Origin of the sequence: Marinobacter shunpengi, from assembly GCF_045449715.1 — a bacterium.
GTDB lineage: Bacteria > Pseudomonadota > Gammaproteobacteria > Pseudomonadales > Oleiphilaceae > Marinobacter.
The window spans coordinates 66,259-80,220 of sequence record NZ_JBJJLA010000015.1 but is presented as its reverse complement, the minus strand read 5'-3'; the positions used below and the strand labels follow the sequence as shown (position 1 = coordinate 80,220).

At 61.2% G+C, this 13,962-nt stretch carries 12 protein-coding genes; 9 read left to right on the top strand and 3 right to left on the bottom strand.

What is annotated here, in order from left to right; translation table 11 throughout:
• The first annotated feature begins 305 nt into the window (after positions 1-305).
• From ACJO3T_RS08425 to ACJO3T_RS08405, 5 genes are all read left to right on the top strand, one after another.
• On the top strand, positions 306-1,490 hold the full coding sequence (locus ACJO3T_RS08425; protein ID WP_406964687.1) for an efflux RND transporter periplasmic adaptor subunit: 1,185 nt from the start codon (positions 306-308) through the stop codon (positions 1,488-1,490).
• A gap of 95 nt (positions 1,491-1,585) precedes the next feature.
• The gene (locus tag ACJO3T_RS08420) at positions 1,586-4,804 is read left to right on the top strand and encodes an efflux RND transporter permease subunit (RefSeq protein WP_406964688.1); all 3,219 of its coding nucleotides are present in this window, start codon (positions 1,586-1,588) and stop codon (positions 4,802-4,804) included.
• Positions 4,797-6,191 (top strand): efflux transporter outer membrane subunit, encoded by a 1,395-nt coding sequence (locus ACJO3T_RS08415; RefSeq protein WP_406978283.1) that lies wholly within the window; start codon positions 4,797-4,799, stop codon positions 6,189-6,191. Before ACJO3T_RS08420 ends, ACJO3T_RS08415 begins: the two co-directional genes overlap by 8 nt.
• A 166-nt stretch (positions 6,192-6,357) precedes the next feature.
• Positions 6,358-6,633 carry a YrhK family protein gene (locus tag ACJO3T_RS08410; protein WP_406964690.1) on the top strand — a complete coding sequence of 92 codons (276 nt, stop codon included), beginning with the start codon at positions 6,358-6,360 and terminating at the stop codon, positions 6,631-6,633.
• A gap of 99 nt (positions 6,634-6,732) precedes the next feature.
• Positions 6,733-7,443, top strand: a complete 711-nt coding sequence (locus ACJO3T_RS08405) for an SIMPL domain-containing protein (RefSeq protein WP_406964691.1) — start codon at positions 6,733-6,735, stop codon at positions 7,441-7,443.
• Positions 7,444-7,465: 22 nt separating this feature from the next.
• Here the strand turns inward: ACJO3T_RS08405 and ACJO3T_RS08400 are convergent, their stop codons facing one another.
• Positions 7,466-8,458, bottom strand: a complete 993-nt coding sequence (locus ACJO3T_RS08400; RefSeq protein WP_406964692.1) for a patatin-like phospholipase family protein — start codon at positions 8,456-8,458, stop codon at positions 7,466-7,468.
• Positions 8,459-8,907: 449 nt separating this feature from the next.
• On the bottom strand, positions 8,908-9,192 hold the full coding sequence (locus ACJO3T_RS08395) for a hypothetical protein (protein WP_406964693.1): 285 nt from the start codon (positions 9,190-9,192) through the stop codon (positions 8,908-8,910).
• An 85-nt stretch (positions 9,193-9,277) separates the two neighbouring features.
• On the opposite strand from ACJO3T_RS08395, the gene ACJO3T_RS08390 reads away from it, so the two are divergent.
• From ACJO3T_RS08390 to ACJO3T_RS08375, 4 genes are all read left to right on the top strand, one after another.
• Positions 9,278-9,853: a nucleoside 2-deoxyribosyltransferase gene (locus tag ACJO3T_RS08390; RefSeq protein WP_406964694.1), complete on the top strand. Its 576-nt coding sequence runs from the start codon at positions 9,278-9,280 to the stop codon at positions 9,851-9,853.
• Positions 9,854-10,049: 196 nt separating this feature from the next.
• On the top strand, positions 10,050-11,348 hold the full coding sequence (locus tag ACJO3T_RS08385) for a methyl-accepting chemotaxis protein (protein WP_406964695.1): 1,299 nt from the start codon (positions 10,050-10,052) through the stop codon (positions 11,346-11,348).
• 404 nt (positions 11,349-11,752) lie between these two features.
• Positions 11,753-12,283 (top strand): GNAT family N-acetyltransferase, encoded by a 531-nt coding sequence (locus ACJO3T_RS08380; RefSeq protein WP_406978282.1) that lies wholly within the window; start codon positions 11,753-11,755, stop codon positions 12,281-12,283.
• Between the two features lie 258 nt (positions 12,284-12,541).
• The gene (locus ACJO3T_RS08375) at positions 12,542-12,946 is read left to right on the top strand and encodes an SRPBCC family protein (protein WP_406978281.1); all 405 of its coding nucleotides are present in this window, start codon (positions 12,542-12,544) and stop codon (positions 12,944-12,946) included.
• Between the two features lie 90 nt (positions 12,947-13,036).
• Here the strand turns inward: ACJO3T_RS08375 and ACJO3T_RS08370 are convergent, their stop codons facing one another.
• Entirely contained in the window at positions 13,037-13,879 is an 843-nt protein-coding gene (locus ACJO3T_RS08370) for an MBL fold metallo-hydrolase (protein WP_406964699.1), read from the bottom strand.
• Between the last annotated feature and the right edge of the window lie 83 nt (positions 13,880-13,962).

Genomic DNA, 13,962 nt, shown 5'->3' with positions numbered 1-13,962 from the left:
AGCCAGTTACAGAATCAGGCAATCTTCCGGCAGTAACCCGCTACCGCCATCATCCCTCGCGTCCTTATCTTAGATGATCTTCCGGGGTAACCGCCCTGGACCGGTCGAGGCCATGATAGGCCATAGCTATGACAATCATGAAAAAAGCCCTGAATGTCATGGTTGACCTCAAGTTAACTTGAGGAAATAGATTGGATGTCGAATCAAACCCCACCCAACCGACTTGTTGTTCGATCCAACCCGGATCATTCAGTGGACGGGAACGCCCAAAAGGCGGTCCGAAAGAAAATGCGGAGCGAGGAACCATGGAAAGTCTGACAGGAAGATATCTCAGCGGATTCGGCCGGGCGCTGGCCCTGGCTCTATTGCTGACAACGGCGCTGGCCGGATGCCGGGCCCAGAGTGAAGAGACCGCGGTCGCGCCACCGCCACCGGAGGTGGATGTGGCCGAAGTGGTGGTCCGGCCGGTGACCCTGTGGGAGTCGTTTACCGGCCGTGTCGAGGCTGCGGAAACGGTGGACTTGCGGCCCCGGGTCAGCGGATATATCCAGGAAGTGGCCTTTGAGGAGGGGGAACTGGTGGAAGCCGGGGACCTGCTGTTCCAGATTGACCCACGTCCCTATGAGGCCCGGGCCCAGGCAGCACGGGCGGATCTGGCCCAGGCCAGGAGCGGGCTGGAGCTGGCGAGCAGTGAGGCCAGGCGCGCCAGAACCCTGCTGGAAAGCCGGGCCATCTCCCGGGAGGAGCATGACCAGCGTCAGGCGGCACTGATGAACGCCCGGGCGCGGGTGGATGCTGCAGAAGCCGCCCTGGATACCGCCGAACTGGACCTTCAGTACACCCGGGTAATCGCGCCGGTCAGTGGCCGCACCGGTCGTGCCCTGGTAACCCGGGGCAATCTGGCCAACGCCGACCAGACGCTGTTGACCACGGTTGTGTCGGTGAACCCGGTGCACGTTTACTTCCAGGCGGATGAAAAGACCGCGTTCGAGAGCCGGCAACTGATGGCTAGCGGCCATGCCCAGGCCCTGCGTATTGATCTTGGTGGCGGGGACGGCGAGACGTACCGGGGCCAGCTCGACTTCGTCGACAACCGGCTGGATCCCGGCACCGGGACCCTGCAGTACCGGGCGGTACTGGACAATCCCGACGGCCTGATCCGGCCTGGCCAGTTTGCCCGGGTGGAAATGCCGGTGGCAGAGCTTGACCAGGCGCTGCTGGTGACCCGCAAGGCGGTCCTCACCGACCAGGACCGACGGTTCGTGTACGTGGTGGATGACAGCAACCGTACGGCGCGCCGACAGGTCACCACCGGTCGGCAGGTGGATGACCTGCTGGTGATCCGTGACGGGCTCAGCAGCGGAGACCGGGTCATCGTCAATGGTGTGCAGAAGGTCTTCGGGGCCGGGATGGAAGTGAACCCGCAACGGGTTGCCATGGAAGCACTGGACACACGCCAGGACGACACCATCGCGGTAGTCCAGCCCTGACCGCAGCCCGGCCGTAAACCGGCCGGGCTGATATCCGGCACATTAACGAGTAAACCCGACGAGCCAACCAGGGTCGTCGTCCAGGAGTTATTGCCATGAATTTCTCCCGATTTTTCGTGGATCGGCCCATCTTTGCGGCGGTCCTGTCCATTATCATCTTCGCCATCGGCCTGATATCCATCCCCAACCTGCCGGTCAGCGAGTACCCGGAGGTGGTGCCGCCGTCGGTGGTGGTGCGTACCGTCTACCCCGGCGCCAACCCCAAGGAGATCGCCGAAACCGTGGCAACGCCGCTGGAAGAAGCCATCAGCGGGGTTGAGGACATGATGTACTTCAAGTCCGTGGCCGGATCGGACGGCGTGCTGCAGATGACCGTAACCTTCCGGCCCGGTACCGACGCCGAGGAGGCCACGGTGCGGGTGCAGAATCGCGTCAGCCAGGCTGAGGCACGGTTGCCGGAGGCGGTGCGACGCCAGGGAGTGACCACCCAGAAACAGTCGCCCACCTTCCTGATGGTGGTGCACCTGACATCACCGGATGCCACCTACGACACCCTGTACCTGCGCAACTATGCGCGGCTGCATGTGCGGGACCGGCTGGCCCGCATCCAGGGGGTAGGGGATGCCCAGATCTTCGGTGGTGGTGACTACGCCATGCGCGCCTGGCTGGATCCGGAGCGAATCGCCGCCCGGGGGCTGACCGCCAGCGATGTGGTCCGGGCCATGCGGGAGCAGAATGTGCAGGTGTCCGCTGGCCAGATTGGCGCCGAACCGGTACCGGACAGCGATTTCCTGACCCTGATCAACGCCCGTGGACGCCTGGAAACCGTCGAGGAGTTCGGGAATATCGTCCTCAAGCGGGGCGATAACGGCGAACTGCTGCAACTGGAGGACGTGGCCCGTCTGGAGATGGGGGCCGGCGACTACACTCTCCGTTCCCAACTGGACGGCAAGGACGCGGTGGCCATCGGCATCTTCCAGGCACCCGGCGCCAATGCCCTGGATATCCGTGAGCAGGTCGTTGCTACCATGGACGAGCTGGAGACCCGGTTCCCCGACGGGGTGGAGTACGAGGCCGTCTACGACACCACCATCTTCGTGAGTGATTCCATAAAAGCCGTAGTCGCCACCCTGCTGGAAGCAGTATTGCTGGTGGTGCTGGTGGTCACCCTGTTCCTGCAGACCTGGCGGGCCTCGATCATCCCGTTGCTGGCGGTGCCGGTATCCGTGGTGGGTACCTTTGGTGCGCTCTTCCTGCTGGGCTACACCATCAATACCCTGACCCTGTTCGGGCTGGTGCTGGCCATCGGTATCGTGGTGGACGACGCCATCGTGGTGGTGGAGAACGTCGAACGCAATATCGAGGAGGGCCTGAGCCCGCTGGCGGCGGCCCACCAGGCCATGAAGGAAGTATCCGGCCCCATCATCGCCATCGGCCTGGTGCTGTGTGCGGTGTTCGTGCCCATGGCCTTCCTGTCCGGCGTCACCGGCCAGTTCTACCGGCAGTTCGCGGTGACCATCGCCATCTCCACGGTGATCTCCACCGTCAACTCGCTGACCCTGTCCCCGGCGCTGGCGGCCATGTTGCTCAAGCCCCACAGCGCCCCCAAGGACCGGCTGCAGAGGGTGATCGACTTCCTGTTTGGCTGGCTGTTCCGGCCCTTTAACCGCTTCTTCAACGCCAGTGCTGAAAAGTACCAGGGGGGTGTGTCCCGGTCCCTGCGCCGGCGTGGCGCGGTATTCGTGGTCTACGCCCTGCTTCTGGTTGGTACCGGCCTGATGTTCAGGACGGTGCCTCCGGGCTTTATCCCGGTCCAGGACAAACTCTACCTGATGGCCGGGGTGATCCTGCCGGAAGGGGCCTCCCTGGACCGGACCGACGAGATGCTGCAACAGGTGACCGACATTGCCATGGAGACGGAAGGGGTGGAGCATGCCATCGCCTTCCCGGGGCTGAACGCCCTGCAGTTCACCAATACGTCCAATACCGGGGTGGTGTTCTTCCCCCTCAAGCCGTTTGACGAGCGCAGCCTCAGCGCGGAGGAGATCAATGCCCGGATCAACCAGCAGATCGGTGGGCTGAAGGAGGGCTTTGCGTTCTCGTTCATGCCGCCACCGATCCTGGGGCTGGGTAATGGCTCCGGCTATCAGCTGTTTATCGAGGACCGTGGCAACCTGGGCTACGGCGCCCTGCAGGATGCGGTCAACCAGTTTCAGGGGGCCATCAGCCAGACACCGGGCATGGGTTACCCTATCAGCAGTTACCAGTCCAACGTACCGCAACTGGATGCGGAAGTGGACCGGCTGAAGGCAAAGGCCCAGGGCGTACCGATGACGGAGCTGTTCGCCACCCTGCAAACCTACCTGGGGTCCACCTATGTCAACGACTTCAACCGCTTCGGGCGTACCTGGCAGGTGATCGCCCAGGCCGACGCCCCCTACCGGGACAGCGTCGAGGACATCGCCCGGCTGCGCACCCGTAATGACCAGGGTGAGATGGTGCCCATCGGGTCCATGGTGGACATCCGTCAGACCTTCGGGCCGGACCCGGTGCTGCGCTATAACGGCTATCCGGCGGCGGACCTGGCCGGCGAGGCAAACCCCAGGGTGCTGTCCTCGGCCCAGGCCATGGACACGCTGAGGGCCCTGGCGGAGCAGACGCTGCCGGCTGGCATGGCTTTCGAGTGGACGGACCTGAGCTACCAGCAGGCCACCCAGGGCAATGCCGCTCTGGTGGTGTTCCCGCTCGCCATACTGCTGGTGTTCCTGGTGCTGGCGGCCCTCTATGAGAGCTGGACCCTGCCGCTGGCGGTCATCCTGATCGTGCCCATGTGCATGCTCTCCGCGCTGATCGGTGTCTGGTTCGGTGGTGGCGACAACAATATCTTTGTCCAGGTGGGCTTGGTGGTGCTGATTGGCCTCGCCTGCAAGAACGCCATTCTGATCGTGGAGTTTGCCCGGGAACTGGAACTTCAGGGCAGGGGTGTGGTGGAGGCGGCGCTGGAGGCCTGCCGGTTGCGGCTGCGGCCCATCATCATGACCTCCATCACCTTCACCGCTGCCGTGGTGCCGTTGGTGCTGGCCACCGGTGCCGGCGCGGAGGTCCGAGAGGCGCTGGGCACTGCCGTCTTCGCCGGCATGATCGGGGTCACCCTGTTCGGATTGTTCCTGACACCGGTGTTCTACGTGGCCCTGCGCAAGCTGTCCGGTAGTCGTCCACTGAAGAGCCACCACACATCCACCCTGTCACCTGGCGAGGGTGAGGATACGGATCATCAGGATGAAAACGCATTTCCGGGAGGTAGCCATGCTTAAGGCCGTCACCATGACCTGTCTGCTGATCCTGCTGGCGGGTTGCGCCGTGGGGCCGGACTACGAGACGCCAGCGACGCCGGAGCTGACAGAGTTCGAGGCTGGTCGCCAGACGGTGGACGGAGAGATGAACCCGCAGCGGTTCTGGCAGGGGTTCGATGATCCGTTGCTGGCACAACTGATCGAGCAGACTCTGGAGGCCAACCATGACCTGGCCGTCGCCGTGGCCCGTTACGACCGAGCGGCGGCCCTGCTGTACGGCGCCGAACGGGACCAGTGGCCCAGCGTAACGGCCAGCGGATCAGCTGCCGAGCAACGCCTGGCGGACATAGAGCAGTCCCCGCCCGGAACCGGTCCCGATCGGATCCAGCGATATCAGGTCGGGGTGGCCGCCGAATGGGAACTGGACCTGTTCGGCCGGTTGCGCCGTGCCACCGAGGCCCAGAGGGCCGAGCTGGAGGCTGCCGGCGCCGACCTGGGAACCGTCCAGGTGGCGCTGGTCGGTCAACTGGCCAGCAGCTACTTCGAGCTTCGGGGCCTGCAACAGCAGTACCGGGTGGCGCAGCAGAGTGTGGAGTTGCAGCAACAGTCCCTGGACATTGTCGAGGCTCGCCTCGACGCCGGCCGTGGCACCGACTTTGACGTGGTACGTGCCCGTGCCCAGGTGGAGCGCACCAGCGCCGAGCTGCCCCGGCTGCAGGCCGGCATCCGCGCGGCCATGCACCGTATCGCGGTGCTGACCGGCCAGCCGCCGGTGGCATTGGTGGAAACCCTGTCACTCGCCGTGGGCCTGCCTGAAGCCCTGCCGGAGATTCCGGTGGACACCCCGGGCAACGTGTTGCGACGTCGTCCCGATATTGCGGCGGCGGAGCGACGGCTGGCGGCCGCCACCGCCCGTGAGGGCGTGGCCACCGCCGACCTGTTTCCACGCTTCACCCTGGCCGGGCTGCTGGGTTCCGTGGCAGCGGACACCAGTGACCTGCTCAGCGGTCCGGCGGAGTCCCGCCGCGTTGTCCTGGGCATCGACTGGACCTTCCTGGACCATGACCGGGTCCGAGCCCGTATCGAGGCGGCCGGCGCCGACAGCCGGGCGGCTCTCGCCGGCTACCAGCAGGCGGTTCTGGTCGCGCTGGAAGAGGCGGAAACCAGATTGGTTCGATACCAGCAGGCCCAGGAACGGGAAGGGCGCCTGCAGCGGGCCATGACCGATGCGGGAACAGCGGTGGAACTGGCCCGTACCCGTTATGAGCAGGGGCTTATCGGTTACTTCGAGCTGCTGGCGGCGGAGCAGGAGTTCACCACCACCCGGGACCAGGCGGTGCGCAGCCGGACCGAGGTAATCCTGGCCATGGTGGACGTCTACCGGGCGCTGGTGGGGGCGCCGGGGTAGGCCTGTTGGCCACAGAGGTATGTGGTCACGGCGTTTGACAGCAACGATGGAGGCAATGAAAACTACATGGAAATCTGCAGCCTGGCCGGTTGGTGACGACGGTTACCCAGGCCGCTGGATACCTCCCGGTACTAACCGATGGCCTGCGTAGAGTGAAGGAGCCGCCATGACCGACCCGAACGTCGACCAACCGCTGACCATCAGGATTGGCCACGAGGAACTGGTGATCCGTCGTCGCTATGAGCTGCTGAGCATCACCAACGACTTCCTCATCGCGATCTGGTTCCTGGTGGGCAGCATACTCTTCCTGTTTCCGGAGTATGAGACGGTGGCCATCTGGCTGTTCATCATCGGCAGCTTCCAGTTCCTGATTCGCCCCACGATCCGGCTGGCCAGTCACATCCACGTTCAGCGGGTTCCCCCGAGCCACTGGGACAACTGACGCGCATTAATGTCTGCGCGCAGGGCAGTTCCTGTACGGCGTAGTAGTGGGGTATGCTGGGCCGTTCAGGTGCCTGGACAATCTTGAAAAGGAGTGACAATGAAGGTTCTGGTGGCGTTAATCCTCGGGGTGGGAATGATCGTGTCGGCATCGCTGCTAAAGGATGGCCTGACGAAAATGCGCACCGGCGATCGGTACGTAACCGTAAAGGGCGTAGCCGAGCAGGAGGTTAATGCGGACCTGGCGCTCTGGCCCATACGCTTCGCCGCCACCGGTGAGACCCTGGAGGAGGCCCGGGAGAAGGCCCGTAGCAGCCGCGATGGCGTGATGGCCTTCCTCAAGCTCCAGGCCATCGACGAGGACGCGGTGGAACTCCAGCGCATGGACGTGGTGGATACCCACGCCAATCCTTACCAGCCGGATAACGGCGCCCGCAAGTTCATCATTACCCAGGTGCTGATGGTGCGCACGGAGGCGGTGGACAAGGTGCGCCAGGCCGCCCAGGGCGTCAGCGACCTGGTGGACTCCGGCGTGATCCTGTCATCGGATTATGGCCCCACCGGTCCAACCTACCTGTTTACCCGCCTCAACGATATCAAGCCGGACATGATTTCAAAGGCCACGGCGGCAGCCCGGGAATCCGCACAGCAGTTTGCCCGGGATGCTGATGCCGAGCTGGGTGGCCTGCGCCGGGCCAACCAGGGGGTGTTCCAGATCCTCGCCCGGGACCAGGCCCCCGGTGTGACCGCTGAACAGCAGCCCGTCAAGACGGTGAGGGTGGTGTCCACCTTCGACTATTATCTGGAATAGCTCTTACCTGCGAATAACGCTCTCAACTCAACGAATCGAGGGACTCGCCGGCATAGTTCTGTTTGAGCAACGCCACGGCGGCCTCGCCGAAGTGATCGAACCAGAACTCCCCCAGGGCCTTCAGGTTGCTGATGTTCTTGGGGGAAATATTGTCCATGTCGTCGGCCACGGTGAGTTGGAAGCCGGGCATCCTGGCCAGGGGCGAATTGACCCGGATGTATTGTCCCGGTCGGCAGAAGGTCATGGCCTGATAGGCGGATACCTGTTCATTGCCCAACAGGTTGAAAATCTTGCCGTGGCCAATCCAGCCCAGGGCTCCCCAGGTCGCTGAATCCTGACCCGGAACAAACCGCGTGGGTTTGCCGGTACCCACTGAGAGTACCTGGAGGTTTTCCAGGGTGGCGCCGTCGCAGTGGCGAAGCGCCTCGGCCATGGCACAGACGCTGGGATTGTTGCTGATCACGCCCCCGTCAACCAGCCAGTCCTCGTCTCCGCTTTCCAGGTAACGCACCCGCTTGGTAGGGAAATAGGTGGGGGCGGCGGAGGAGGCATCCACCACATCGGCGGACTTTAGCTTGCGGTATTCCGGTTTGGTGCTCTTGAGCACCACCGGGTGATTGCACTCCACCCCATGGGCAACGGCCAGCACGTGTTTATTGCCAGGCACATCATCAAGGGTGTGGTCGCCAAAATACTCCCTGAGCACCTTGGTCTTGCCCTTGCCTTCGTATTTGGGGGCGTTGATTCCGTCAAGCTCGAACCAGCCTCTGTTCTCCGAAAAGATCATCCTCGCGGTCTTCACGTTATACAGTTCCGAGATGTGTTCCATGGTCAACTCGGTGGTGGCCAGGGCCACCGCGATAATGGCCCCGGTGCTGGTGCCAGCCCAGAGATCCACGGTTTTCCTGAGGTCCAGGTTGTCCTTCTTCAGTTCCTTCTCCACCAGTGTGAGGAAGCGGGCAGTAGCGGCACCGCGTATGCCGCCGCCGTCCAGCGAGAGGATGGTTTTTTTCATGGGTCTGCTCCTTGCTATGCGCCCTCCGGCGCGGGCTGGTCAGGCGGCCCGGCTCAGGGAGTGGCGGTCATTTTTGAACCGGACACCGGCCAGGTAGGTCAGGCTGAAGAACAGGAAGGTCAGGTCGTTGATATAGCCGGGCGGAAGACCACTGAAGCTACCCCATTTTATAACTCCCCTTAAGGACCTGCTTCCTGCAGACGCAGGGTGTCCCTGAATGGAGGGCATAATACGTGCCACTGCGCCTTAATGAATAAAAAATCAAGTAATAACAGTTGAGTGGCGCGATTTCGTTATGGGAGGCTTAATACCCCCGGTTGATTCATAGATATTGTCCCTGCACGGCGCTGGTCGGCAGGTTTCCACATCAATCTGATTTTCATGAAATAATTCCGCATTATAGTAGCGCGTTATGTGTGGTTGCTATTTATGCAGAATGATCTGTTAATTCAGTCGACGCTAAAAACCCTTTCCTCTAACGACAAATATATCCATGACTGACGGAGTTTATTAAAAATGTCAGTAAGATAGAGACTGGGTGCCGGTAGATATTTCAGCAAAATTAATGATTTGCAATGAAATGTGGCGGCCATGCCAGCAACCACTGAGCCAATGCGAGAAGCCAGGACTGACCAGCTCTCCCCATCTGCACGGGTGGTAAGCAAACTGACATGAACCGAAAAACCTGTCGAACTGATGGCAGCCGCCACGGTCGGGCCATTGCTTTCGGCCATGGCGGACAGCCCCTTATATCGTGGGCTGGTTCCCAGACTGTTAGGATAATCGGCGTTTTCGCAGATATCCGCCCGGAGAGCTCCCATGCCCGACATCGACACTCCCGCCATCTATCTGGCCGGCCCGGAAGTCTTCCTCGATGAGGATACGCGGACGGCCATCATCACCGAAAAGCAGTCTATTCTGTGGCGTATGGGAATGTACGGCCTGGACCCGATGGACAATGAGCTGTGGCTTCCCGATGACACCCCGCCAGCGGAGAAGGCACTGGCGATCTACCAGGCCAACAAGGACCTGATGGACCGGTGCGACGGTGCCCTGGTCAACCTGACCCCCTTCCGTGGCCCCAGCGCCGATGCCGGTACCGTGTTTGAGTCCGGCTACCTCGCCGCCCGGGGGACGCCAATGATCGGCTACACCCTGTCCGCCGAGGACTACCAGCAGCGCGTTCCCCAACCAGGCCTGTCGGGTGTGGATGACCAGGGCAGGGCGATCGAGCAGTTCGGGCTGATGGACAACCTGATGATTGAGGCCGGCATCCTCGGTACGGGCGGTGAGGTCTTCCGGGGCACGCAAACTGGCATCAGGCATGGTGAGTTGTTTGATGCGGTCCTGTTTGAGACGTCAGCCAGGGCGTTGTGGTCCCTGCTGGAGCGCTAGGGGATAGCGAGTTAGCTACCGTGTCTGTTCCCCAGAGGCTACCCAAGGTTACCAACCGTCCGGGAAGCCGGTGTTGGGCTAACTTGCTTAACGTTTCTATCATAAATTGTTACAAAAATCATGTATTTTGAGAGTATCTTTTCGGTCGTCCTGACCCATACTGAACGGGTTGTCGCAGAAGCCAAGGGGAAAAGGGATGTTGTTCGCGCTGAAACGTTCGGAAAAAATTGCTGCAAATGAACCCGAGACAGAGAACCGGGACAGGGAATTCGAGGCGATCCGTCACAACATCGGTTATATCGAGTTTACACCGGACGGTCGTATCCTGGATGCCAATGACCTCTTCCTGGGCGTGGTCGGCTACGCACGGCACGAGATTGTCGGGCAGCATCACCGGATGTTCTGCAAACCGGAGTATGTCCACAGCGATGATTACCGGCGGTTCTGGGAGAGCCTGGCCAATGGTGAGGGCCACAATGGTTCCTTTGAAAGGCTGAACCGCGACGGCGAAGTGTGCTGGCTGCAGGCCTGCTACTTCCCAGTCACGGATGTCGACGGCCAGGTGGTCAAGGTCATCAAGCTGGCGGCGGATATCACCCAGGAACGCAAGGCCCTCCAGGACCGGGAGGCCCGCATTGGCGCCCTGGACCGCTCACTGGCGGTCATCGAGTTCGAGCCGGATGGCACCATACTCTGCGCCAACCGTAACTTCCTCCAGGTGATGGGCTACGATCTCGACGAGATCAGCGGCCAGCACCACCGCATATTCTGCGATGGCGCCTTCTATCGGGAGAATCCGGACTTCTGGCGCAAACTGGCCGCCGGTGAGTTCTTTTCCGGCCAGTTCGAACGGCGGGACCGCTCGGGCAATCCGGTATGGGTGGAAGCCACCTATAACCCCATCTTCAATGACGATGGCCAGGTCTACCGGGTCATCAAGTTTGCCTCCGACATTACCAGTCGCGTCAGGGCCTTCCAGCAGACCATGGCGGTGGCGTCCACCACATCCGACGAGACGTCCGCCATCACCGGTCAGGCCAAACGCTCCCTGGACGCGGCCGTCGCCAGCACCGATGATATCGCCAGCCAGATCGCCTCCGCCAGTGAGAGCAGCGACCAGCTTAACCAGCAGGCCGGCAATATCACCCGGATCGTGTCCACCATTTCAGCCATCGCCGAGCAGACCAACCTGCTCGCCCTGAACGCCGCCATTGAAGCGGCCCGGGCCGGCGAATCCGGGCGAGGGTTTGCCGTGGTAGCGGACGAAGTTCGCCAGCTTGCCAAACGCACTGCCGAAGCCACCAACGAGATTGGCACCGTAGTCGAACAGAACGCTGGCCTGATCCAGACCATCCACGGCCAGATGAATGCCATCCGCGAGGGCTCCGAAGTGGAGAAGGAACGGATTGCCAGTGTTACCACAGGGCTTAACGAGCTGGATGCAGCGGTGGAACGCATGACCGACGCGGTCCGCGCCCTGGGCCGGCAGGAATAAGGTTACCGATGGCCAGGCCGGAAACGCCTGGCTTTCCTCGGCCCTGTTGCGTTATGCGTGCTCCATTTACCGTAACCGAATGACGTCACGAAACGCAGTTATTCTCAAGCCTCATTGACGTGTGTCACGAGACGCAATGCACTTTGCTGCATGATCATATCCGCCCGTTTGTTTGGTAACTCTCCGGAATTCTGGCTGAATGCGCAGCGATCTGTTGATCTTTGGACGGCGGCTCAGTCGGTCAAGGAAGAAGTGGATCGGATCAAGCCGCTAAATGCTGCATAATCAGGCCATGAATAGGATTCCAGAATCTCTGCATCGCGGCTTTGGTTCCGTTCCGCAGCCGCGCGTGCGGAGCGGTGGGATACGCATAGGCTTTCGAATTGTCATAAGGAGTGCGGCCGATGGGCCTGAGGGTTGCTGCCAGGCAGGATTTACCAAGGATCGTCGAGATCTACAACGCCGCGATTCCGACTCGCCAATCGACAGCGGATACGGAAATGGTCACGACGGAGGCCCGCCTTGAATGGTTTGAGAAACACCAGCCAGAACGGCGACCACTCCTGGTCTACGAAGAGGAAACCGGGATTGTCGCATGGTTAAGCTTTGAAGATTTTTACGGCAGGCCGGCGTACCAGCATACGGCTGAGCTAAGCATTTACATTACGCCTGAGCACCAAGGTCGCTCGGTAGGGAAGATTCTGTTGCAGGCGGCTGAAGAGATGGCGCCGCGACTGGCCGTGCACACGCTTGTCGGTTATGTCTTCGCTCACAATACGCCGAGTATGCGCCTGTTACAGGTTTTCGGGTATCAGGAGTGGGGGCGAATGCCGGATGTGGCGACGATGGATGGCAAGGAGTACAGCCTCTGCATCATGGGCAAGCGTCTTGTGAGTCGTTCCGGTACCGAACAATCCCCTCCAACCGACCGCTAGATCGCTGCGCACTTTACCGGCGACCAGGCTTCATCGTCATGTACACACAAAAACGAGGAATCACGGATTAATTCGAGCCATATTTTCTGGCCAGTGTTGGCCCAGGTGTTCCTGACATTGACTATGTATATCGTGCTCGGGGTGAGGAAGGCCAGGGCTCCTACATCGAATCCGGATGCTGTTCTTGCGCGACATACCAGTACTAGGAGCCAGATGGCCGGAATCACGCATCTGGCCCTATAAAGAGAACTTTTCACCATGCCAGACGTTCAACATATCAGCACCTACATCCATCGTGCCCCGGAGGATGTCTATGCTTTTGCTTCCAATCCCGAAAACCTGCCTCGCTGGGCAGCGGGATTGGCCAGCTCTGAAGTTAAAAGGGATGAGGGTGTATGGGTGGCGGAAGCCCCCTTCGGTAAGGTGAAGATCCGGTTTGTGGAAGAGAACACCCTGGGTGTTATGGATCATGATGTTGAGCTGGATTCGGGGGTGGTCGTCCATAACCCCATGCGGGTTGTGCCCAATGCTGAAGGAAGCGAGTTCATCTTTACCTTATTGCGTCAACCTGGAATGTCCGACGCGCAGTTCGCAGAAGATGCGCGGTCCGTTGAGAAAGACCTCCAGACCTTGAAAGAACTTCTTGAGAGCACTGCTGAATGATCTATCGTTGCTCCACTCGTTGAGCCCCAGAATAATGCCAGGCACGGATTGGACTTCCCCCCGTCGCCTGAAGCGCCGGGGGTTACCTCGTTATCCGTGTAGTTCGTCGGTAAGGACAGGGATATTTCGGGCATCCGTCGATGGCTGCGGGGCGCTGGACGTCGTAAATACCAGCGTCTCCCCGTCATTTGGCACCCGTAGCCGGGCGCCCAGGTTATCCCGCTCGCCCATGGCCCGGATCTGTTCCCGGGTCACCGGGCAGTGGTCCAGGGATTCGAGGTGGTTGGCCACCACGATGCCGGTGCTGATCCGGGCTACCGACCGGACATCTTCAACCCCCATGATAATTTCCCCGCCAATATCGAAGTTGGCACCGCCTGCGGGCACCACACACACATCCGGCTGGTTCTGCAGGATGCAGCGGCGGACGTCGTCGGTGAGGATGGTGTCCCCGGCGATGTATACGCTGGGCTCCCCGGGAAACTCCAGGAAGTAACCGTGGCCATGGGCCATGAACCGACCCACCAGCCCGCGACCGTGAAGGCAGGGCACCGGAGTCAGCTCGCCTCCCAGGAAGGCCTGGCGCAGCCCCGGCTGTAGCGGCACCACCGACAGGCCCTTGCGCGACAGGAAGTCGGCGTCCTCCGCCATGCAGTACACGGGGATGTCATGCTGGCGCAGCCACTTTGCCCCGGCCCGGTCCAGGTGATCAAAGTGGCCTTTCTGGCAATGGGTGATCAGGCAGTGGGTGACGGTTTCCAGTTCCGCACTGGTGTTTACGGGCAGCCCCACCAGTGGGTTGCGGCGGCGTGACCGGGTGGCGTACTTCAGGGGTGGAATGGCGCCCATGGGAGCCAGCATCGGGTCCACCAGGATGTGGTGACCGCCGATCTCCACGATGATGGTGGCGTTTCTTAACTGCGTGATGTTCATGACGACCTCCTTACTTCAGACGTCATCATTGTGCGGTGACTGGCCGGTGGTTAGTATGGCATTTAACGACATAAATAATGCGG